At 43.6% G+C, this 22,358-nt stretch carries 23 protein-coding genes; 16 read left to right on the forward strand and 7 right to left on the reverse strand.

The genetic code is table 11. The features are described 5' to 3' along the window. Window positions 1-19 precede the first annotated feature (19 nt). The 7 genes from BM232_RS09740 (at window position 20) to BM232_RS09775 (ending at window position 7,835) form a co-directional block, all read left to right on the forward strand. On the forward strand, window positions 20-1,258 hold the full coding sequence (locus BM232_RS09740) for a sensor histidine kinase (protein WP_245752886.1): 1,239 nt from the start codon (window positions 20-22) through the stop codon (window positions 1,256-1,258). Then, window positions 1,251-1,574, forward strand: a complete 324-nt coding sequence (locus BM232_RS09745) for a cupredoxin domain-containing protein (protein ID WP_091714053.1) — start codon at window positions 1,251-1,253, stop codon at window positions 1,572-1,574. The genes BM232_RS09740 and BM232_RS09745 overlap by 8 nt, the downstream gene beginning before the upstream one ends. A 5-nt stretch (window positions 1,575-1,579) precedes the next feature. Next, on the forward strand, window positions 1,580-2,356 hold the full coding sequence (locus tag BM232_RS09750) for an FTR1 family protein (RefSeq protein WP_091714055.1): 777 nt from the start codon (window positions 1,580-1,582) through the stop codon (window positions 2,354-2,356). Further along, complete coding sequence (locus tag BM232_RS09755; protein ID WP_091714058.1) at window positions 2,356-3,042, forward strand: hypothetical protein; 687 nt, start codon at window positions 2,356-2,358, stop codon at window positions 3,040-3,042. The genes BM232_RS09750 and BM232_RS09755 overlap by 1 nt, the downstream gene beginning before the upstream one ends. Window positions 3,043-3,379: 337 nt before the next feature. Further along, entirely contained in the window at window positions 3,380-4,477 is a 1,098-nt protein-coding gene (locus tag BM232_RS09765) for an efflux RND transporter periplasmic adaptor subunit (RefSeq protein ID WP_091714063.1), read from the forward strand. 2 nt (window positions 4,478-4,479) lie between these two features. Continuing rightward, window positions 4,480-7,542, forward strand: coding sequence for an efflux RND transporter permease subunit (locus BM232_RS09770; RefSeq protein ID WP_091714065.1), 3,063 nt, complete (start codon window positions 4,480-4,482; stop codon window positions 7,540-7,542). Beyond that, a complete protein-coding gene (locus tag BM232_RS09775; protein ID WP_091714068.1) occupies window positions 7,539-7,835 on the forward strand; it encodes a DUF3240 family protein in 297 nt (98 codons plus the stop codon). Before BM232_RS09770 ends, BM232_RS09775 begins: the two co-directional genes overlap by 4 nt. Here BM232_RS09775 and BM232_RS09780 read toward each other — a convergent pair. Together BM232_RS09780 and BM232_RS09785 are read right to left on the reverse strand one after the other, a co-directional pair. Then, entirely contained in the window at window positions 7,825-8,496 is a 672-nt protein-coding gene (locus tag BM232_RS09780) for a transglutaminase-like cysteine peptidase (protein ID WP_091714069.1), read from the reverse strand. The two genes, BM232_RS09775 and BM232_RS09780, sit on opposite strands and share 11 nt — an antisense overlap. 14 nt (window positions 8,497-8,510) lie before the next feature. After that, window positions 8,511-10,409 (reverse strand): bifunctional diguanylate cyclase/phosphodiesterase, encoded by a 1,899-nt coding sequence (locus tag BM232_RS09785; protein ID WP_091714071.1) that lies wholly within the window; start codon window positions 10,407-10,409, stop codon window positions 8,511-8,513. Between the two features lie 206 nt (window positions 10,410-10,615). Here BM232_RS09785 and BM232_RS09790 point away from each other — a divergent pair, with 206 nt between their 5' ends. Next, on the forward strand, window positions 10,616-11,539 hold the full coding sequence (locus tag BM232_RS09790) for an AEC family transporter (protein WP_091714074.1): 924 nt from the start codon (window positions 10,616-10,618) through the stop codon (window positions 11,537-11,539). On the opposite strand, the gene BM232_RS09795 is transcribed toward BM232_RS09790, so the two are convergent. Then, on the reverse strand, window positions 11,521-12,270 hold the full coding sequence (locus BM232_RS09795; RefSeq protein ID WP_091714077.1) for a competence/damage-inducible protein A: 750 nt from the start codon (window positions 12,268-12,270) through the stop codon (window positions 11,521-11,523). The genes BM232_RS09790 and BM232_RS09795 overlap by 19 nt on opposite strands. Next, complete coding sequence (locus BM232_RS09800; RefSeq protein ID WP_091714079.1) at window positions 12,270-12,668, reverse strand: group II truncated hemoglobin; 399 nt, start codon at window positions 12,666-12,668, stop codon at window positions 12,270-12,272. The genes BM232_RS09795 and BM232_RS09800 overlap by 1 nt, the downstream gene beginning before the upstream one ends. 131 nt (window positions 12,669-12,799) lie before the next feature. Between BM232_RS09800 and fae the strand changes: the two genes are divergently transcribed. The 5 genes from fae to yoaA all read left to right on the forward strand — a co-directional run bounded on the left by fae (window position 12,800) and on the right by yoaA (window position 17,415). Then, window positions 12,800-13,348 carry a formaldehyde-activating enzyme gene (gene fae, locus BM232_RS09805; RefSeq protein ID WP_091714082.1) on the forward strand — a complete coding sequence of 183 codons (549 nt, stop codon included), beginning with the start codon at window positions 12,800-12,802 and terminating at the stop codon, window positions 13,346-13,348. 150 nt (window positions 13,349-13,498) lie between these two features. Further along, window positions 13,499-14,002, forward strand: a complete 504-nt coding sequence (locus BM232_RS09810) for a hypothetical protein (protein ID WP_091714084.1) — start codon at window positions 13,499-13,501, stop codon at window positions 14,000-14,002. Between the two features lie 18 nt (window positions 14,003-14,020). After that, on the forward strand, window positions 14,021-14,596 hold the full coding sequence (locus tag BM232_RS09815; RefSeq protein ID WP_091714087.1) for a LemA family protein: 576 nt from the start codon (window positions 14,021-14,023) through the stop codon (window positions 14,594-14,596). Then, window positions 14,597-15,508, forward strand: coding sequence for a hypothetical protein (locus tag BM232_RS09820; protein ID WP_091714090.1), 912 nt, complete (start codon window positions 14,597-14,599; stop codon window positions 15,506-15,508). After that, a complete protein-coding gene (gene yoaA, locus BM232_RS09825; protein ID WP_091714092.1) occupies window positions 15,505-17,415 on the forward strand; it encodes a DNA repair helicase YoaA in 1,911 nt (636 codons plus the stop codon). The genes BM232_RS09820 and yoaA overlap by 4 nt, the downstream gene beginning before the upstream one ends. Window positions 17,416-17,421: 6 nt before the next feature. Here the strand turns inward: yoaA and BM232_RS09830 are convergent, their stop codons facing one another. Together BM232_RS09830 and BM232_RS09835 are read right to left on the reverse strand one after the other, a co-directional pair. Continuing rightward, window positions 17,422-17,793 (reverse strand): DUF2237 family protein, encoded by a 372-nt coding sequence (locus BM232_RS09830; RefSeq protein ID WP_218153329.1) that lies wholly within the window; start codon window positions 17,791-17,793, stop codon window positions 17,422-17,424. A gap of 17 nt (window positions 17,794-17,810) precedes the next feature. Then, on the reverse strand, window positions 17,811-18,194 hold the full coding sequence (locus tag BM232_RS09835; protein WP_091714096.1) for a 4a-hydroxytetrahydrobiopterin dehydratase: 384 nt from the start codon (window positions 18,192-18,194) through the stop codon (window positions 17,811-17,813). A 136-nt stretch (window positions 18,195-18,330) separates the two neighbouring features. Here BM232_RS09835 and BM232_RS09840 point away from each other — a divergent pair, with 136 nt between their 5' ends. Further along, window positions 18,331-19,149: a DUF5677 domain-containing protein gene (locus tag BM232_RS09840; RefSeq protein WP_091714098.1), complete on the forward strand. Its 819-nt coding sequence runs from the start codon at window positions 18,331-18,333 to the stop codon at window positions 19,147-19,149. 102 nt (window positions 19,150-19,251) lie between these two features. Here the strand turns inward: BM232_RS09840 and BM232_RS09845 are convergent, their stop codons facing one another. After that, entirely contained in the window at window positions 19,252-19,614 is a 363-nt protein-coding gene (locus tag BM232_RS09845) for a DUF3653 domain-containing protein (RefSeq protein ID WP_091714100.1), read from the reverse strand. Between the two features lie 703 nt (window positions 19,615-20,317). Here BM232_RS09845 and hflK point away from each other — a divergent pair. Together hflK and hflC are read left to right on the forward strand one after the other, a co-directional pair. Next, window positions 20,318-21,370: an FtsH protease activity modulator HflK gene (gene hflK / locus BM232_RS09850; protein ID WP_091714102.1), complete on the forward strand. Its 1,053-nt coding sequence runs from the start codon at window positions 20,318-20,320 to the stop codon at window positions 21,368-21,370. Further along, window positions 21,367-22,308 carry a protease modulator HflC gene (gene hflC / locus BM232_RS09855; RefSeq protein ID WP_091714105.1) on the forward strand — a complete coding sequence of 314 codons (942 nt, stop codon included), beginning with the start codon at window positions 21,367-21,369 and terminating at the stop codon, window positions 22,306-22,308. Before hflK ends, hflC begins: the two co-directional genes overlap by 4 nt. The last annotated feature ends 50 nt before the right edge of the window (window positions 22,309-22,358 follow it).

Consider the following 22,358-nt stretch of genomic DNA (forward strand, 5'->3'; position numbering starts at 1 on the left):
GCACGGTTACCAATCAAGTATGCAAAAGGCACAAAATTTATTTGATTCCCGCCTTGAAAGTACCGCCATTCTGATTGCTTCAGCTAACTCTCGCCAGGTGGGGCAGGAAACGGTAACCAATCAACAAACACCCTATACCTTTTTCCAGATTATTGATGATAACGGTCAGTTATTAACGCGTTCTGAGAATGCGCCAGATAAAGTGCTGGGTGAACTGGAACAAGGTTTTCATATCATTAACTTTGGCAGCTATCGCTGGCGAAATTATGTTTACCGCGACACTGTTTTACAACGTTGGGTCATCGTCGCTGAGCGTATCGATATTCGCTATATGCTAGCGGAAGATGTGGTGATGGAATCGTTATTGCCCATTGTGATGGCGATACCTGTTGCTGCATTAATTATCTGGTTTGCCGTAGGGATTGGACTTAAACCGTTGAATGCGTTTGCCAGCCAGTTGAGCGAAAGAAGGGCTGATGATCTACGGCCTATCGAATTGGAACGTGTACCGAAAGAATTAACGACGGTGGTGAATAATACCAACAGTTTGTTATTACGTCTGGCTGAGGCATTTGATAGGGAACAACGTTTCTCAGCCGATGCAGCACACGAGTTACGAACGCCAGTCAGCGTACTCAAAGTTCACTTACATAACTTACGAACACGACTGGGTAAAGATGACGAAGACATCATCTTATTACGTGATGGTGTCGAACGTATGGGACATCTTATCGAACAGATTCTCGCCCTGTATCGCACCTCGCCTGATCAGGCAGCCGTGAAGTTTGAGCATGTGGATTTGTTTAAAATGGTTCAAGAAATTATCGCTCGCGGTTATGATGCCTTTGAGTCTAAACAGCAGGAAATAGAGCTGGACGGTGAGTCACATATCATTGAAGGTAATGTCTTTGCACTGGAAACTTTGATAAGCAATTTACTCAATAATGCGAATAAGTACACGCCAGAGAAAGGTCAAATTCATGCAGTGGTGCGACGTCATGAAGAAGGGGTGTTATTAAGAGTCGAAGATTCTGGGCCGGGAATACCGGAAGATCAGTATCAGCGAGTATTTGAACGTTTTTATCGCCTGCATGGTGATCAGCATAATAGCGGTGTGGTAGGTTGTGGACTAGGACTCACCATTGTTAAACATATTGCTGATTTACATCATGCATCTATTCAATTAGGGACATCCGCTTGGGGCCATGGATTAAGGGTCGATGTGATTTTTCCTCTGAGAGCAGTGAATTATGCGTAGAGTTGGGCTGTTTTTATTCTTATCAATTATGGTGATGCCAGTATTAGCTGGCCCGCCAGTGGTTGAAATCGAAATCCGTGATCATCTGTTTTTCCCGGATGAAGTCAAAATTCCAGCCAATACCAAAGTCAAGCTGCTGGTGAAAAATATGGATCCTACTGCCGAAGAGTTTGAAAGTTATGAACTAAACCGCGAGAAAGTTATTGCAGGCAATAGTCAGGCATTCATCTTTATTGGTCCACTTCCGGCCGGTGTCTATCCGTTTTTTGGTGAGTTTTTCCCAAAAACGGCGCAGGGCAAGGTCATAGCGGAGTAGATGACGTGTTACTGAATGCAGTAGTGATTGTTTTGCGTGAGGTGCTGGAAGCCTCATTGATTATTAGCGTGTTTCTGGCGCTCAGCCAAATTTTGAATCGTAGTTTAAAGTGGATGTTACTGGCTTTAGTCTTAGGCTTAATCAGTGGTTTTATCTACGCTGGTACGATTAGTACTGTATCAATGGCCTTTGGTGGGATTGGACAGGAAATCGTCAATGCGACGATTAATATCCTTATTTTCATAGCCTTAATTATTTTTGTGTACGCCATACCACATCAAACTAACCAACGTTGTCGTCAGCTCACTGTGATAGCCATTATGAGCACTGTTATCCTGGCTATTATGCGCGAAGGGTCTGAAGTGCTGTTATTTATTACCGGGTTTATTGGTGTACCGGACTTATTGGGCCCTGTATTAATGGGCGGTGCGGTGGGTGCTGGCCTCGGTGTCAGCGTTGGTGTGTTTATTTATTATTTTATTGTTAACCTTATACCCCGATACGGTGTGTGGGTTGGCTATTTATTATTGTTACTGGTGGCGGGAAGTTTGATGTCGCAGGCGGTAGAATTTTTAATTCAGGCGGATCTGTTAACCTCGTCAGAACCTGTCTGGAATAGCTCAAATATTATTGATGAACACTCCGTTGCCGGACAGCTTCTGTTTGCATTATTGGGATATGAAGCCACGCCTCAGACAAGTCAGGTAATTGCTTATATCTGTAGTATGACAGCCTTGTTTTGTGTGGCGATGTTCAGCTTTATAAAGCGAGACCGAAATTAATGAAATACCGTGTAATCACATTCACTGGCGCTTTATTCCTTGCGCCTCTCATGGCACAAGCTGATGGCTCAGCGATTGATAAAGTCTATCACCCCTATGTACAGCCACTGGAAAGAGAACTTGAGTGGCGGATGATTACCTCCGAAGGCGATAGTTTGCAAAAACTCAGCTATGGGCAGTCATTGTCTGATCGACTTTATGTTGAAGGTTATCTTACCGCCAGTGAAGAAAATGATAATTTCCGTTTGCATAGCTATGAACTAGAAGCAAAATGGCAACTCACTGAGCAGGGAGAGTATGCCATTGACTGGGGGCTGGTCACTGAGCTTGAAAAATCCAATATCCGCGATCAATGGGAAGCAGCTACTGGACTGCTCATGGAAAAACAATGGGGTAGATGGGTAGGCGCTGCAAATCTGTGGTTAGAATATGAATGGGGTGATGATATTGAGGAAGAGTTTGAAACAGCTTTAAGTATGCAAGCACGTTACCGGTTGTCACCTAAATTCGAACCCGCGATTGAATATTATGCTGGTGAAGAAACTCGTGCAATTGGCCCAGTTGCACTGGGCGATATTCGCTTTTCTGCTGGTAAAAAACTCCATTGGGAAACTGGGGTATTATTCGGTGTTGGCAAACAATCTCCTAATGCCACATTACGCTTCCTGACGGAGTTTGAGTTTTAGTCTATGTTAAGTTTTGTTGAAACTTTAAGATTCTGTTAATAAGCTATCACTATTATGGCTTTACCTTAATGACGATAGAGCTAAGTGATGCAAACAGGGACGATAATAATAAAACCAGTCAGTATAAATAGTGAATGGGCAAAGCTAATCAGTACATATCAGCAGCAAGCTCTGACACTAGCAGTTCAAACTTTCTGTATGCCTAAATCACCTGCATTTTTTCCTAAAACTGGCAATCTTCTATTCTGCCGTCTGATACCGGTCCTCGAAACACTGGAACTGGCTATATGTTCTTTGGCCTTTCTATTCCTTTCTTCTCTCTTTTGTTCAGGAAAACATGATGTTGAGTAATTTGTTACGCCTCTTATTTATGACTATTACACTCGGCTTATCCATCCCTGCATATGCGCAAAGTTTGCAACTGGATAAAACCCAAATGGACAATCTTGGGGTGTCTTATCAGGCAGCGGTGTCAGTTTCTGAAACTAAAAGTCATCATTATCCAGCCAAAGTGTCTGTGCCTAATGCGAACCGGAATATTGTTCATACCAGTCAGGAAGGTGTCGTCACGCAAATGTTAGTGGCTGAAGGCGATGTTGTTAAAGCAGGGCAGGTACTGGCGACCATTAATAGTCCAGCCTTATTAACGCTGCAAGCACAGTATTTACAAGCTGAGGGACTGTTATCGCAATTACTGACTGAAATGCAGCGCGATAAACAATTATTTAATGAGGGCATCATTGCTGAGCGTCGTTATCTGGATGCCCAGACGCGCTACCAACAGCAAAAAACACTAGTTGATAGCCAAATTAAAACCCTGCAGTTAGCTGGAATGCCATTAGAAGCTATCAGAACATTAAAGCAGCAGCAAAAGATGGATAGCCACTTACAAGTTCGTGCTGTCAGTGATGGTGTTGTCATGGCACAAAATGCGGTGATTGGCCAACGGGTAATGGCATCGGATGTTTTATATGAAGTGGCCGATTTATCAACACTATGGTTGGAAATCCATGTACCACTTGCTGTCGCCAGTAACATCAGTATCGGTTCAAAAGTTGTGGTGTGTGACAGAGATGTCTCAGCCGCTGTTATGACTGTCGGTAGGCAAGTTCATGATATTGATCAGGGTGTTTTAGTACGAGCTGAGACGTCTGAAAATACGGATTTACTGACACCTGGCGAATTTGTGCAAGTTTGTTTTGTGCAAAATAACAACTCTGTGCTTTATGAGATCCCCTACAAAGCCATATTACGTATCGATGGCATAACACATATATTTTATTTTGATGGTAAATCCATCAGCCTGAAACCGGTTCATATTGTTTCTCAGTCTGATAATAAAGTCACCGTATCTGATGCTTTTTTAAGCTCAGGCTATGTGGTTGAAGAAGGCGTGTCCTCGCTTAAATCTGCCTGGCAAGCAGTAGGAGAATAGATATGGATCGCCTTATCCGTTTTTCATTGACGCAGCGTCTGATGATGCTAATTCTAGTGGTTGTTTTGATCGGTTTTGGCTGGAAAGCGTTTAACGATACGCCGATTGATGCTTTTCCTGATGTCTCAACAACACAGGTAAAAATTATCCTCAAAGCCCCGGGTATGACACCGGAAGAGGTGGAAAGTCGTATTACCGCTTTAGTCGAAGTTGAGATGTTGGGGATCCCCAAACAACGCATGTTACGTTCAGTCGTAAAATATGGGCTGACAGATATTACCGTTGATTTTGAAGAAGGCACCGATATTTACTGGGCTCGTCAGCAAGTGGCTGAACGTCTTTCAGCCATCAAGGATACCTTACCGAGTGATATTCAAGGTGGCCTGGCACCGTTAACAACACCTTTAGGTGAAATGTTTATGTTTACGGTGAATAGTCCCACACTGAATTTAATGCAGCGCCGGGAATTACTGGATTGGGTTATCAGACCTGCCTTACGTAGCGTAGAAGGTGTGGCTGATGTGAATTCACTAGGCGGCTACGTTAAAACCTTTGAAATTATTCCGGATTTAGCCAAACTGGCTGCATTGAATATCAGTCTTGCCGATATCCAACAGGCATTAGAAAACAACAACCGTAATGATGGTGCAGGACGTATCGATGAAGGCGAAGAGGTATTACTGGTACGCGCACAGGGCAGTTTGCAAAACCTCGATGATATAAAACGTTTAGTGGTTAAATCCGATGCAAATGAACCTGTTTTATTGTCACAAGTGGCAGAGTGCCGGATTGGTTCGCTGACGCGTTATGGTGCGGTCAGTGCCAATGGACAGGGTGAAGCAGTTCAAGGTCTGGTATTAGGTTTACGCGGTGCAAATGCCAAGAAAGTCGTCGCCGGTATCGAAAAACGGCTAGCCGAGTTACAGCCCTCATTACCCGATGATGTGACGATCGATGTCTTTTACAACCGTGGTGAACTGGTAGCCGATGCCATTCATGGCGTAAATAAAGCATTGATTGAAGCCGTTGTATTGGTCTTGGTGTTTTTGCTTTTATTCCTCGGGGATATTCGTGCGGCTATCGTGGTGGCATTGGTATTACCGCTTTCTGCGATGATTACCTTTATTATGATGCGTCAGTTTGGTTTATCAGCCAACTTGATGAGTTTAGGTGGTTTAACCATTGCCATCGGTATGTTGGTTGATGCCGCCGTGGTAGTGGTTGAAAACATCGTCTCACAATTAGCCGATAAATCACGGGCAGCGGTGCTGCCAAGACTGCATTTAATTTATCGTGCAGTGAAAAATGTCTCAGTGCCTGTCACCTCAGGCATCATCATTATCGTCATTGTGTTTCTGCCATTACTGACTTTACAGGGGTTGGAAGGAAAGCTGTTTATTCCCGTGGCTTTGACGATTGTATTTGCACTGGCCGGCTCCTTAGTTTTATCACTGACGGTGATTCCGGTGCTGGCCTCTTTTTTACTGAAACACGTCTCTCATGATGAACCATTGTTACCGAGACTATTAAAAAGGCTCTATTCACCTGTATTAGCCTGGTCTCTGGATCATACAAAAAGCGTGGTGATGATAGCGTTACTGTTATTAGCATTTGCTGCTGTTTTATACACCCAAGTGGGTAAAGCTTTTATGCCGGTGATGGATGAGGGTGATTTGATTGTGCAATTAGAAAAACTGCCTTCAATTACCTTAGAGCAGTCAGTCGCTTTAGATAAACGTGTGCAACAGGCATTATTAAAAAATGTGCCGGAAATCACTGGCGTGGTAGCCCGCACAGGCGCCGATGAACTCGGGTTGGACCCAATGGGATTAAACGAAACAGATATGTTTTTAATCCTGAAACCACGAGAGCAATGGCAGGTTGCAACAAAAGAAGCCTTAAAACTAAAGATCAGACAGGTTCTGGAGCAATTCCCAGGTTTGAATTACGGTTTTACCCAACCAATTGAAATGCGTGTGTCAGAAATGCTCACCGGGGTAAGAGGGGATCTCGCCATCAAAATATTTGGTGAAGACGGTGACACTCTCAATGAGCTAGCGAAACAGGTTGTACAGGTCGTTTCCGGTATTCAAGGCGCTGAAGATGTTATCACCAGCCAGAATGATGGTGCTCAGTACTATCAAATTGATCTGAATGCATTAACACTGGGGCGTTTGGGCTTAAGTGTTGAAGATGTATTACCACAATTACGCATGCTGATTCAGGGCAGTCAGGTAGGGACGATTTATCAGGGGGCCAGACGATATCCACTGGTAATTCAAGGTGAACGTAACTTACAGAAAATGGCTAGTCTGTTTGCTCATGCACGATTAAATGTCACCGGTAACAGACAAGTACAGATTTCTGATCTGGCTACTTTAAAACGCGTTGAAGGCCCTGTGTCTATTCGTCGGGAACAAGGACAGCGTATGACTGTGGTAGTAGCAAATGTGGCTGATCGAGACTTAGTGAGTTTTGTGGAAGAAGCCCAGGCTAAGGTAGCTAAAGATATCAAGTTACCTAGTGGCTATCAGTTCTCCTGGGGCGGTCAGTTTGAAAATCAGCAACGAGCAGCAAAACGTTTAATGGTGGTTATTCCCGTAGCCTTATCTCTGATTTTCTTATTATTATTTTCCACATTCCGTTCATTACGCCAGGCCATTCTCGTCATGAGTAATGTGCCTTTTGCCATGGTGGGGGGCATAACTGCCCTGTGGCTGACCGGTGAATATTTATCGGTGCCTGCGTCAGTCGGATTTATCGCTTTACTGGGTATTGCTGTATTAAACGGCGTGGTGATGGTCAGTTATTTTAATGAGCTGTTAGATACGGGAATGGCAGTAGATGACGTCGTTAGAGAAGGTGCTATGCGTCGTTTAAGACCTGTGATGATGACGGCTACCATTGCCGCCTTTGGTCTCGTGCCCTTGTTGTTTGCCAGCGGTCCAGGTTCAGAAATTCAACGGCCATTAGCCATTGTGGTAATTGGTGGACTGGTCAGTGCTACCTTGCTGACCCTGGTTTTACTGCCATTATTATTCAGACGATTTGGAGTCGCAAAATGACATGTTTATTGGCACTGATTGTAAAGCCGACGTTAGAAGCGGCTATAAGTGACTGGTTGTTATTACATCCATCCATTGACGGATTTACCTCGCAGCAGGCTTCGGGCCATGGAAGTGGACATCCTATGAGTATTACCGAGCAGGTAGCAGGGCAACGGCAACAATTGATTTACTGGTTAGAACTGGATGCAGAGGTCGTCAAAACCATACTTGATGAATTGGCAGCGAGTTTTTCTGGGGCGGATATTCGTTACTGGCAATTACCTTTAGCCGCAAGCGGACTTATTCGCTAGTCGCTTCTTCTGCCTGTTGCTGCATACGTTTTTCTAAGTCCTGCCATAAAGACAAACGGGAAGAGCCGCCGACACGCTGGCCTTCCCCTCGTGATTTTGCCAACCACAAACCGGTACCATTGAAGCTGTAAACAGGGGTTAAATCATTACGCTGCGTGGCTGGTTTAATGTCGGTGATTAAGTTATCCAGAACGAGTGGCACCGAGCGTTTTGTTTTGAAGTAGGTTAGCACCATATGAGCTTGATTGAGTTCTTTCGCTTTAACGTAGGTGATACGTAATTTATCTTCATCGACGCCAAGCTCTTTTAGTGTGAAATATTTAGCTATCGAATAGTCTTCACAGTCTCCGCCGCCAATGGACAGCATTTCCAATGGGGTTGCCCAGTAGTCTTTTTTGTTCCAGAGATCGATATCATCGATAAACAATACATTGGTATTAAAAAACTTATTCACCAGTTCCAGCTTTTCAGCTTCTGGTAAGTCCTTATTCTCATCCACCAGTTTTTGCCAGTCTTCGACACGTTTACGGGCAAATTTATTGTATTGCACCTCAATTTTGTCTAACACACGTGTACTGATATTGAGGTCGGCGACAAGCGGCAACGACAATAACAGAAATGTCAGTATCAACAATAATGACAGAGGGCGTTTAAACAACATGGATAGCTCAGACTTTAACGACTGATACCGTAAATGCCAGCTTGTTTAACCGTATTAAAATCTTCATCAGCCGTCACCGCCTCAGCAAGTACTTTGATATCGAGTAAACGAGAGACATCATGCATAATTTCCAGGAAGTCTGGTTTACTGGCGTTACCACGAATATTTTGTGTCAGATCACGGGCAAGTCTGACGTAGTCGAGATGCAAATGACGTAAGTCATCGACCGCAATAATATCTGCAGAGTAACGCTTAATAAGACTCTTAGCGCCCAATGACTTCACAAAACGACTGAAATTGGTAAAGGCTTTGAGGTTTTTAGTAGCAGCATAGGCTGAGACAGAAAAAGTTAGTAATTCAGCAGAAATAACGGACTGTTCAATACGTGATTCCAGCCATTTATGAAAACTCGCTGAAGCGATAGAATCCATGGTCAGATTGATGCTGACAGGGCAGCTAATATGATCCTGTTCCATTTTCAGTAAGACTTTATTCACAATGCAGCGATCAACAGACTCTGCCTGTCCAAATTCTTGTGCCATAGAGAAAAATGTACCGACAGACAATGTCTTACCTGCTTTATCTTTCACAAAACTAAAGGCTTCCTGCATCACTTTAACCGGTTTAGCACCATCGTAATTGTAAGCTTCAGCAGTGAAATAGATTTCAGGTGTATCACGATTAACGGCATGGGTGATAACTGCTTTCCATTCCTGTTCAGACAAGGAACTGATAGAGTCATCCTTAATGAAAAAGGCATTGTGGCCAATAATGCTGGCTTGTTCGTAGGCTTCGATTAAAGCAGGCATTAGACGTTCAAATTCACTGGTACGGTCATATTTCACCAAACCAAAGTGAACCAGATCTTCCACTTCATAATGCTCTGCCAACTCGGTTAGCGCTTGCTGCAAATTTTTAGCAAATGATTGAACAAGGCTGATGTCAGATTCATCATAAATAATCGCAAATTCAGCCCCATAAAGACGATAGGCATTACCATTACCCGCTACCGCATTATTCAGTATTCGCGCCATATCTTTTAGCAGCGTATCAGCGAGTTGATTGCCTTTCTCTTTGCTGATAGCGGCCAGATCAAGAAACTTGATATAGCTGACATAACCCGTGTGTCCACTGGAAAGTCGTCGTTTAACATCAGCGGTGAAGGTGGCCTGATTCAGCAATCGGGTCAATGCGTCGCGTTTAAGGTTGTCATTGAGGGCATCCAACCGTTGATTAAGTCGGGTAATAGTGTCGCCAATTTTGACTGACATACTGTTCATCGATTGAGCAACCTGTCGGACTTCTTTAGTCCAGGGTAAGCGTTCAATGGTCGTAAATTGACCGGAAGAAATTTCGTTAGCCTGTTTTTGTATCGCTTTAAGCGGTTGTAAGGTAAAGCGTAATACCAGCATTAATAAAGCAAATGCACCAACAAAAATAATAGCTGAATACAGTAAGGTTTCTTTTGCCTGTTTATAGAGTTTCAGGTAAGCATAAGCTGGATTACTACTGACATAGAGCGTGCCTGAAATTGACCAGCCTGAGCTGATTTCTGTTGAGGCTGTAGCAGATTTCATTGGTAACCAGTTGATAAGCCATTGCGGTACGCCTTGCATCTTAACCGGGTTTTTCAACATCACCAGTGTTTTACCATCAATATCCTCTAAACGCATTTCACGGTAATAGCCCATATCAAATATGGCATTCATCATCGTTTGTAATATCGGATCATTTTCGTCTTCCATATGCGGGCTAAGTGAAAGACCCAGCGATGTGGCGGTGTCCTGCATATGTATTTCAGATTCAACTTCGAGATAGTCACGGATACTGCCCATGCTAATCACAAAGCTTGCTGAAAAAACAATCAGAAAAAGTAAGCTGATTAGAATTAACAACTGCTTAGAAAGTGACATATTGATTTCCTTATTACGATGTTCAGGCCATTTTAAGTAGTGCCTGATGTATATCGGCTAACTTGATGGAATCTGATGAATTATCACCAAAACGCTAACAATACCCTGACCAAGGCATCACAGCAAGCAAAGTCAGTACCGGTGATAATACTTTTGTTTCAGTAGCTAGATTGCTACGATCAGCGTTTCATTTATAGGCGATACAGATGTTATTAGTGTTAGTGCAGATGGGCCTTCTTATTGTCTGTGGTTTTGCCTGGAAACAATGGGCACCAAGACATATTCCTGCTCTGGCACATCGCCGCGCCTTAACCGATCTGGTTTTCTTTATTTTGCTGCCTGCACTGGTGCTTGATGTCATTTGGGGCGCACCGATTGATAAGACCTCACTGAAAATCTCTCTCACGGCGTTTTCCGGCCTAATCACAGCAGGCATTATCATGTGGTGTTTATTGCGGTTTATCAAAACCACACCTGAACAAAAAGGCGCACTAATGCTGGCTGCAATCTTTCCGAATGTGACCTATCTTGGTTTACCGGTCACCAATCAGGTACTCGGCTCATGGAGTAACGCCATTGTGCTGCAATATGACTTATTTGCCTGCACACCAGCGTTGATGACCTTTGGTATTTTAATGGCGCATCATTACGGCGGGGCAGGCCAACATAAAGTCCATCCCTTAAAAGAACTGACCAGAGTGCCTCCCTTGTGGGCGGTTGTGATCGCACTTTTATTAAATGTGCTGCATGTGCCACGTCCAGAACTGGTTCATCACACATTAACTACTTTATCGGGTGGTGTGGTGCCACTGATGCTGATTGCCTTGGGCATGAGTATTCGCTGGGATAGCTTACGACTACGTTATTTACCATTATTACTTCCAGTCGCCGTTATCACCTTATTACTGGTGCCGATTGCTGTATTTTTTACTGGTGGTTGGTTTGATCTGCCTGCGGATATCGCCTTGGCTGTAGTACTTTTGGCTGCAATGCCAACCATGGTGTTTGGTGTGGTGATCTGTGAACGTTATCAATTAGATAGTCCACTGTATGCTGCAGCAGTCACATTGACGACCTTATTAAGCGTCGTCACGCTGCCTTTATGGTTTCATTATTTACCCGGCGTATAGTCAGACCAGATAAAACCGGCTGCTTCAATGACAGCAATCACGTGTTGCATGGCTTTCTCAATCTGTTCAGCGTCACCACGTAAGCTGAACTCAATCTGAGGTTCATCACCGAGTTTGGGTAAGCTTGATAATTTTAACTGCGGATACTGGGCGACAATCTCATTCATTGTCGGCAGTAAATCTGACTCACGTGCTTTAGTAATAGTAATAATTCGTTCAGATTTTGGACGTAAGCCCTGTAAGTGGGGGTAATGCGTATCTAAAATCCATTCCAGCATAGGCCATGACATTTCCGGGAAGCCCGGCATAAAGTGATGGTTATCCAGATTAAAGCCCGGCACGCGATTGATAGTATTGGGAATGATGCGACTACCTTCCGGTAAATATCCCATCAAAATGCGATTAGGGTAGGCGGCTTCACCATACTGTCCTTCAATTTCTTTGATAGCATCAGGATGTGGAACAATATCTACGCCTTTGACTAAAGCGGCGGTTTGACGGGTGCGATCATCAGGAGTGGCGCCAATACCGCCAAAGCTGAAGACCAGGTCAGGGCTCGACATAGAGAAACGTAAGGCGCGTTCTAATTGCTGGGGATCGTCACCGACAATCAGAGTCCAGCTCAGTTCTAAATCGCGTTTGGCCAGAACAGATTGTAAATGAGAGAAATGTTTATCCTGACGTTTGCCACTCAGAATTTCATCACCAATAATTAGCGCGCCAATATTCATTATTCAGGGGTCTCCTGACGGTTACGCATAAAGTCAGCTGTCTGCACAAACGACGCCATCAGCTGTTCTGAAAATAAGGGAGCTAAATCCATCGACTTCAGTGCCTGAGCCATACAATACAGCCATTGATCACGTTCTTCGATACCAATAGAGTAGGGCAGATGCCGGGCTCTTAGCCGTGGATGGCCGTATTTGTCAGTATATAAAGGTGGACCACCTAACCAGCCAGTCAGAAACAAATATAATTTTTCTTCACTGATACTGATGTCTTTTGGATGATAGTCGCGAATATGCTGGGTCTGTGGAGTATTACACATAACCTCATAAAAGGTTTTGCATAATTGTCTGACACCGGCTTCGCCACCGACACGTTCATAGGGAGTTGCTATTTCAGCCATAATTCCATTCAACAAAAAAAGAGTAGTTTAACCTTGTTGTTGTACACGAGAAAGCCAATCAAGGTTGCGGGCTTGGACACAGACCGGGATAATTGGTTCATCTTTTAGCAATCCAACAGGAGAATTATCCTATGAGCGATAGAATTGTAATGCGTACAGGTGAAGCATTAGTTGCCGGTGGCCCTGCTTTTACAGCGGCTGAGCCAGAAGTCGTAATCGGTGAATTAGACGGTCCTTTTGGTACCGCATTTGCTAACCTGATGGGCGACCAGGTCCAAGGTCACTCACGCGTATTAGCGCTAATGAACACTGACATGCAAGTTAAACCAGCAACATTAATGGTCAGTAAAGTCACTGTTAAGAAAACGGCTTACACCAACATTCTGATGGGTACAGTTCAAGGCGCAATCGCTAACGGCGTATTAGATGCTGTTCGTAACGGCACTATTCCTAAAGAAAAAGCGAATGATTTAGGTATCATCGTTTCTGTTTGGTTGAACCCAAGCATCGTGACTGTAGAAGACTTAGATCACGAAGCATTATTCAATATTCACCGCGAAGCGACTCGCCGTGCTATCGAAAAAGCAATGAATAACGAGCCAAGCATCGATTATTTATTGGAAAATCAAGATAAACTGGTACACAAATATTACCAGAAAGAACTTGATGCAAAAAAATAAAAAACTGGAAACTCAATGAGTTAGCTGAGGTCTCTTTGTTAGAGGAGATATTCACAGCCTCAAGTTTTAAACGGTCTGTCTATTTAACTGGACAGACCGTTTTTTTTGCCATGTATAATCGGTGGCAATGAAAAAATATTCAAGGTAGATATGGACCTCTATTCCATTGATAAATTAATGCATGAAACCCGGCAGCTTGCGGCAAAATACCGTGAAGCGACAGGCAGCACTTTACCGATTACCGGTGAGATAGCCCGTTTTGATGCCGCTCGTGCACTCAACCTTTCTTTGATTAATGATCCCAACAGCCCGATTGATGCTACCGGTAAAGAAGGGAGTCGTCAGGATAAGCGCATTATTATCAAAGGCCGTGCGATTTTTGATAGCAGTAAAGCCAGCCCGAGAATCGGACAACTAAATCCTGAGCAGGATTGGGATCTCGTTGTGTTAGTGCTGTTTGATGAGCACTATGAAGTCGATGAAATCTATGAAGCAAGCCGCGAAGCTATCGCAGAAGCCTTAGATAATAAAAAAGACAGTAACCGTAAAAAACGCGGTGCCATGTCTATTGCTCAATTCAAAATTATCGGTGAACGGGTTTGGACTCGTGAAAATGGGCCAGAAACCGAAGTATGGGACAATCAGGACGATTAATCAGTTGAGGGAAAATTGATGACTATTACCGGATTTATATTTTGGGCTTTCATTGCCGTTTCAATCGTCTACCTCATTATTATCTATAACAATCTGGTCAGCCTTAAACATAATGTCAGCAAAGCCTGGTCAAACATCGATGTCTTACTGAAGCAACGTCACGATGAACTACCTAAGCTGGTCGAAACCTGTCGTCAATATATGCAATATGAACAGGACACGCTGGAAAAAGTGATGCAGGCACGTGCATCTGTAGCAACAGCCCAACAAAAAGGTGATATTTCAGCTTTAGGCTCTGCTGAAGGTGCTTTACGAATGGGGCTCGGCAGTTTATTTGCCATTGCTGAAGCCTATCCGGAATTGAAAGCGGATCAGTCATTCCAGCATTTACAGGCACGGATTACTGGTTTGGAAAATAGTATTGCTGACCGACGTGAGTTTTATAATGAAAGCGTCAATATCAATAATGTCCGTATCGAGCAGTTTCCGGACCTTATTCTGGCACGCTTTTTTGGCTTTAAATCATTTACCTTGCTTGAATTTACTTCCGAAGAACTTGTTGATCTGGATATCAAGAGTTTGTTTGAACGCTAGATGCAGGATTGGCTGGCTTCACTTTCTATTGAGATAAATAAACTCACTGTTACCGAGTTTTATATTGCTGCGGCTGTATTATCGGTGATAGTGACAATATTGTTTTATCAGATGGTCAAACACTATAAATACGCGAGACTGATTGAAAATGTGCCCACAGCAAAAATCCGTTCAGCAGCACAGGGTTATGTTGAGCTAATTGGTACGGCCAGCTTGATGGAAGGACCACCGATTGTTTCGCCGGTGTCAGGTACAAGATGTGTCTGGTTTCGCTATACCATTGAAGAACAAGTCACTGAATATAAAGGAAAAGGGCGTATAAAATCGCGCTGGAAAGTCATCAAAAAACACAGCAGCGATGATATTTTCCTGTTAGATGACAGCTCGGATCAGTGTGTAATTGACCCGGATGATGCCAATGTCATTACAAAACGAAAAAGTCGCTGGTATAAACGAGATAGCTTTCCTGCCCGTCGTTATACCGAGTGGACCATTCTGGAAGGGGATTACCTTTATGCACTGGGCGATTTTCAAACCGTTGCCAGCGTTGAAGATTCGAGTTTAAAGAACATGATGACATCCACCTTAAAAGACTGGAAGAAGGATCCCAACGATCTTTTACATCGTTATGATACGAATCGTGATGGTCAGCTCAGTCAGCAAGAGTGGGAGCAGGCAAGACACGATGCCCTCCAGCAGGCTAAAGCAAAAGTCGGTGCAATGGCACATGAAAAACCACTGAGTATACTTAAAGCGTCAACGCATAAAGACCAACCGTTTATTTTATCTACAGAGTCAGAAGCGAACTTAATCAATCACCATAAAAGAATCGCTTATGCATGTGTATTTGGCTTTTTTATCGTGGGTATTTGCCTGGTATGGATGATAAACCAACGAATAGGGATAGCATGATCGAACGTATTGATGAACTATTTGAAGACAATGGTTTATTATCAAAACACATTTCAGGTTACACCAGTAGAACGCAGCAGCTAGAGATGGCCAGGCAGGTTGGTGAGGCCTTAACGCATGGCGATATTCTTATTGCTGAAGCCGGTACAGGTACTGGCAAAACATTTGCCTACCTCGCACCAGCCATGCTTTCCGGACAGAAAGTGTTTATATCAACGGGCACAAAAAACCTACAAGATCAATTATTTAACAAAGACTTACCGAAACTTCGTGAAGTACTTTCAGTGCCATTAAAAACGGCTTTATTAAAAGGTCGTAGTAATTATCTTTGCCATCATCGTCTTGGATTATCTGAATCTGAACCCGGTCAGCAATACCACCAACACGCGCTGCAAACCTTGCGCGAGTGGAGTGGCAAAACGGCAACAGGTGATTTAAGTGAAACGGATCTATTAGAAGAAAACTCACCACTATGGCCTAAAGTCACCTCAACGGTTGATAACTGTCTTGGCCAGCAATGTCCACAATATGACGAATGTTTTATTGTTGAAGCCAGACGTAAAGCGCAGGAAGCCGATATTGTTGTAGTAAATCATCATTTATTGATGTCAGATATGGCGCTTAAGTCGTCTGGCCAGGGCGAGGTTTTACCTGATGCCGATGCCTATATCATTGATGAGGCCCATCAACTTCCTGCCATTGCCAGTCAATTTCTCGGCCATCGGGTCAGTAGTCACCAAATTCAAGAGTTAAGCCGCGACAGTATTCGTGAAATGGAAGCTGAAGCGACGGATATGAACGATATTCGCAGCGCGGCAGAACAACTGGAAAACCGTTTACATCAATTTAATATGTCCTTGGGTGAACATGAGCAACGCGTTCCCTGGCAACCCGTGTTAGAAAAGTCTAAAGATATTATAGAAAAGCTTGATATCTTATTGGAATCATTAGAAAAGCTAGAAATTCAACTTGATTCTGCCACCGAGCGGGGCAGAGGATTAGAACAGTGTCATCAACGTTGTCAGGAACTGATTGAACGTCTGTCTTTATTTCAGCAAAACGAACAAACAGATTTAGTTTTATGGCTGGATAACCGTAGTTCGAGTTTTATTTTGCATGCCACACCACAAGAAGTCAGCCAGTATTTCCAAACATGGATAAAAGATAAACCGCAGGCCTGGATCTTCACTTCAGCCACACTCACCGTGGCAGGTAAATTTAATAACTTTACTCATCAGTTAGGTTTGGAAGATCCGATCACAGCCAGTTGGCAGAGCCCATTTGATTATGGCAAACAAAGCTTGCTTTATATGCCAACGATTCCGGTTGAACCATCAAACCCGAAATACAATAGTCATGTCGCAGAAGTCGCTAAATCCGTAATTGAGCATAGTCAGGGACGAATCTTTTTATTATTCACTAGTTACAAAGCGATGCATGAAGTTGCTGAGGCGTTGAAGGAATCTGATTACCCTGTGCTGGTGCAAGGCTCAGGGGCTAAAACGCAGCTGCTCGAAGAGTTTCGTAGTCACGGTAATGCTATTTTACTGGGCACCAATAGTTTCTGGGAAGGAGTAGATGTCCGTGGCGAAGCCTTATCCTGCGTGTTGATTGATAAAATTCCTTTTGCATCGCCAGGTGATCCGGTACTGGAAGCTCGTATTAATGATTTAAAAGAGCGGGGTGGTAATCCCTTTAGAACGATCCAAATCCCTGCTGCCGTTATTCAGCTGAAACAAGGAATTGGTCGTTTGATTCGTGACACCCATGATTCGGGTGTGTTGGTATTGTGCGATCCACGCTTTTTGAGTAAACCTTACGGCAAAGTATTTATGCGTAGCTTACCGCCGATGCCGATCAGTCAGAATATTGAAGATGTGGAAAGCTTTTTTGCCAGCCACTCTTAACACGGTCTAGTTCAGATCAGCTGCATACTCTTTTAAGACTTCAAGCGGAATAACTTCAGTTGCACGCTGATGTGTTGCTGCAAGATGAATTTTGGGTGCCATATCATGTTCATAGGCTTCCAACCAACGTTGAGCACATAAACACCAACGGTCACCGGGTTTTAATCCAGGAAAGCCAAACTCTTTCACCGGTGTGGTCAAATCATTACCACGAAAACGCGAATATTCCAGAAATGCCTGACTGACTTGTACACATACTGTGTGCTGACCATAGTCAACATCACTGGTATTACAACATCCATCACGATAAAAACCCGTGAGCGGATCTTCACTACAGCTTTCTAATTTTTCACCAAAGACATTCAAAGACTCATCAATATCCATGCATTTTTCCACTAATCATATTTAATGTATTTAAAGCGAGCATCATCTGGTGTACCAACTAAGGCACCTTCATCAAGACCAGGCTGCCACATCACCACTTCTTCAAATTTTTTCGCCAACTCAAAATCTTTATCGGTAATACCTTTAGCAGCATGGTTGGTCAGTTTGACGATAACAAAGGCGTAAGACACGGTTAAATCGGGATGGTGAAAGCCCGCCTCAGCCAAATGACCAATGGTATTGACCACCATTAAGGTACTTTTCCAGCCACTGGTTTTGTATTTGCGACGAATCCAACCGTTCTCTAAATACCAATGCGGAAGCTCCTGTTTTAAACGTGCCTCAACTTCTTCATCTGTATAGGTTTTTTCTGTACCATCTTCACGCCAGCCCATAACTTACTCCTTATCTATATATATGTTCACACCAGTTATACAGAAATGAAATCATGAGTCAAAAACAGATGAGGGTTTGTAAGCCAGGCAGGTAAGCGTAAGATACATACTCACCAAGTAATAAAAGAGGTTTTTTATGACAGATCAAACAAGTTTTAAGGATGCGGGATTTCTATCAGAGCAATCACGGACTGGCACGCTCAGTGTAGAAATGCACCAAACCCCACAATACCTTGTTTGTGAAGATCTAAGTCAGCTCGGGCAATCGATTTTAAATCGCTGTCGCATCCGTCCCGATGATAAAAATGAAGTCTACTTAAGCCTCTATTTCCAGCGTATGTTGTCACACTTCCAATCTATTCTGCTAATGGCCGAACGAGGCATGATTCATGAAACAGAAATCATGTCACGCTGTTTGCTGGAAACCTTATTTAATCTCGCAGCGTTTTATCGTCATGAAGACTTTCTTGAAGCCATGACAGACGGCGATACGGATCAAAGAAGGGAAGTTCTGACCCGCTTTTATCTAAAGCAGCTCGAGATTCATGCTTTAACAGAGCAGGAAATGGACGATTTAGAACGCATGATAAATAGTGCTGATGAAATTAACCGTGGTGATGTCAGTACCGCCATCAAAGCTGAAATGGCGGGCTTGATGAGTGAATACCGTACCGAATATGCATTTTTAAGTGAAACTGTTCACTGCCGAATTCATTCTGTTGAACAAGATCTGGAAATGGATGATCACCAGATCATCGTTGGCATTGCCACACGTGCTGAAGACACGAACCGTTTAGCCAGTTTATTAATGAATGCTGCTGACTACCTGATAGATGGAATATCCATCATTCTTGAACTACATAAACAACCTGAACAATTAGCTCACTTTGAACAGATCAAAAGACAAGTACAAAAAGTTTGGCAAAACACGACTGTTAAAGTCGCACACCGTTAAAAATAGCCTTTTTCAAATTTTAAAATCTACAGGGTAATTACCCGAATTTATATTCAGATTTTAAATTTTGAACGTACAAAGAGAAGGGGGCGGTTATCTAAATTAACCGCTCCTTTTTTTATGGCATCGTTTGAGTTGTTTTCTCAATAACAAATTCTCTCTATAAAGCTCATCCACCAATTGCTGATTGATATGCAAGGCCAGAATTTCTCCACTGGTAAATTTCTCTCCAGATGGTGACCAGAGATAACCATTACCAAAAGACCAATCTTCAAAACAATGACGTCTGCCAATTCGTGGCATCTTACCAGCAAGCAATAACAGACACTCAATAATCACTTTGGGGGCACAGTTTGTTCGCTCATAACGGGCCACAGTTCTTGAAGATAATTCCAGATACTCAGCTACTTGTTTCTTTGTCATTCGGGCTGCATAACGGGCCTGTTTATATGTCATTTTCATCATAAAAACTGCTGATTCGCCAGCCAGAATAGGCCGGTTTGTATGAAAGCTTGTAAATGCTCACATCGCTTATTGAAAACATTCTTATCTATACTATTTTACATAATATATATTATACGAACTATAGAATGTGTAAAAATGAGAGACGAATGGCTCGACTTTCCAGATACTCAGATCATGCTTTTGGATATTCTTATAATATGACTTATGACAAATCGCTCATTGTCATTGAGGATGTTTTTAATGTCGTTTTGCAGCTGTTCAAAATTTAAAATCTGACATTTATTTCGGGTAATCACCCTGCAGATTTTTAAATTCAAAACTCATTACTGGATACTTTTTTACTACCTGTTTTATTTATCAGTCCGACAATTATGATCCAGTGAATCAGATCTCAAATTCAGATTGATCGATATTCAAAGATCGTTTGCTGACATCATTAGTTGTTTTCCAGTTTTGGTATTCTTCTCGATGCTGGGTTAAATATTCAATATCAACATTTTGGCCGGTTCGTTGACTGTCGCAAATCTACTGCAAGCTATTAAAATTATTTGAATTTTTAACTCATGATTAAGTTGATAATAACTATTCTGGCCGCTTCAGTGGCCGGATGATTAAAACCATTTCAAACTGTTTTGCCCCTATACCGTACACAACCTCCCCTAAAGAGTAGACTGGCTGTTCGTTTAAAAGGGAGAGAAAGAGAATGATTCAATCTGTAAAAGATGATAGTCGAGGGCCTTCTGGTCCACCAGACCTGTTTGAATTAATGAAAAAGTTGACTGGTGGCGGCCGCGGCCGCTCGCGAGGCAAGTTCGGTGGCGGCTTTATTGCCGTTATCCTGCTTATTCTGCTGGTTTGGGCCGTAATGACCTCTTTTTATACTGTGCAACCAGAGCAACGCGCTGTAGTGAAACGATTCGGTTCCGTCACCGGTATTACTGATCCTGGTCTGCATTTCAAAATTCCTTTTGGTATTGATCAGATACAACTGGTCGCCACCGAACGTGTGCTGAAACAGGAATTTGGCTTTCGCACTCGGGGAACCCGTCAGGGAGAAAGCTCCACCTACAGTGCTGCCGAATTTGAAGACGAGTCACTCATGCTCACCGGCGATCTCAATATGATCGATGTCGAGTGGGTGGTGCAATACCGCATTGATGACCCTATCAAGTTTCTATACCAAATGCGTGAGCCGACTCGTACTCTTCGCGATATTTCTGAGTCAGTTATGCGTCGTATCGTCGGTAATATGCTGGGCTCTGAAGTACTGACTATCGGTCGGGTAGAGATTCAACAGAAGGCTGGTGATGAGATTCAGGAAATACTCGACCAGTACGATGCCGGAATCCGTATCAGTACAGTTGAAATGCAGGACGTGGTACCGCCACCGGCTGTTCAACCTGCTTTCAATGAGGTGAACGAAGCACGTCAGGAACGTGAACGAATGATTAACGAAGCACAAAAACGGGTTAACCAGGAGATTCCAAACGCTGAAGGTGCTGCCCTTCGTACTGTAGCCGAAGCTGAAGGTTATGCCACAGAACGGGTAAACCGTGCCGATGGTGAAAGTACACGCTTTAGTGCCGTTTTGCATGAATACCAACAGGCACCAACAGTGACACGCTCACGCCTGTATCTGGAAACGTTAAATGAAATCCTGCCAAATATTGGTCAGATTTTGGTCGTACAAGATGGCCAGATGACACCACTGCCATTGCTTAATGTTAATCGTAACGCCATTGGAGGTGACAAATGAAAACCTCAGTACTTGCTTTAGTCGCCGTGCTTGTCATCATCATTGGTAACCTGACTCTCTACACCGTAGATGAAGCCCAACAAGCTATTGTGGTCCAGTTCGGTGAACCGGTAGGTGATGTAATTAATGAGCCGGGCCTTAAATTCAAACTCCCCTGGCAGGATGTACGCTATTTCGACAAACGCCTGCTGGTCTGGGATGGTGATGTAACGCAGATTCCTACACTGGGCCGTGAGTTTATTCTTGTCGATACCACGGCACGCTGGAGAATCACCGATCCCCTACTCTTTTTAACCAGTGTTCGGGATGAATCCGGTGCACGTACACGGCTCGACGACATTATCGACTCTGTGGTCAGAGACATGGTCTCCTCTACTGAACTGGAAGAGATTGTTCGTTCAAAAGACTGGCAAGTGAATGTTGAAGAGCTGGATGATCCTGCCTTGGCAGAGCGTAGTGACGTCAACTTGGAGAAGCAACCTAAACTAGGTCGTGAATTGCTGGAAGCCGGTATTCTGAAACGAGCTCGGGATTCTATGCCTGCTCTGGGGATCGAACTTGCTGATGTGCGTATTAAACGGGTCAATTACATTCAATCTGTTCGTCGTCAGGTAGAAAGTCGCATGATTGCAGAACGTCAGTCTATTGCTGAACGTTTCCGTTCTGAAGGCCGTGGCCGTAGCCAGGAAATCCTCGGTAATATGGAACGTGATCTTCGTCGCATTCGCTCTGAAGCGGCTCGTGACGCCGAGAAAATTCGTGGTGAAGCGGATGCTAAAGCGACCCAAATCTATGGCAATGCCTTCGGTGCCGACGCTGAGTTCTATTCCTTTTTCCGTACACTGGAAAGCTACCGAGCTTTAGGTCAGAACAGTACGCTTATGCTCAAAGCTGACTCCGACTTCTTCCGTTATTTAGAAGAGCCGCAAGCTCAGTAAACCATTGCCTAACAGAGTGTCATGCCCAGCTTGGGTGTGACGCTTTGGAC

The organism is Methylophaga sulfidovorans (assembly GCF_900114205.1).
Classification (GTDB): domain Bacteria; phylum Pseudomonadota; class Gammaproteobacteria; order Nitrosococcales; family Methylophagaceae; genus Methylophaga; species Methylophaga sulfidovorans.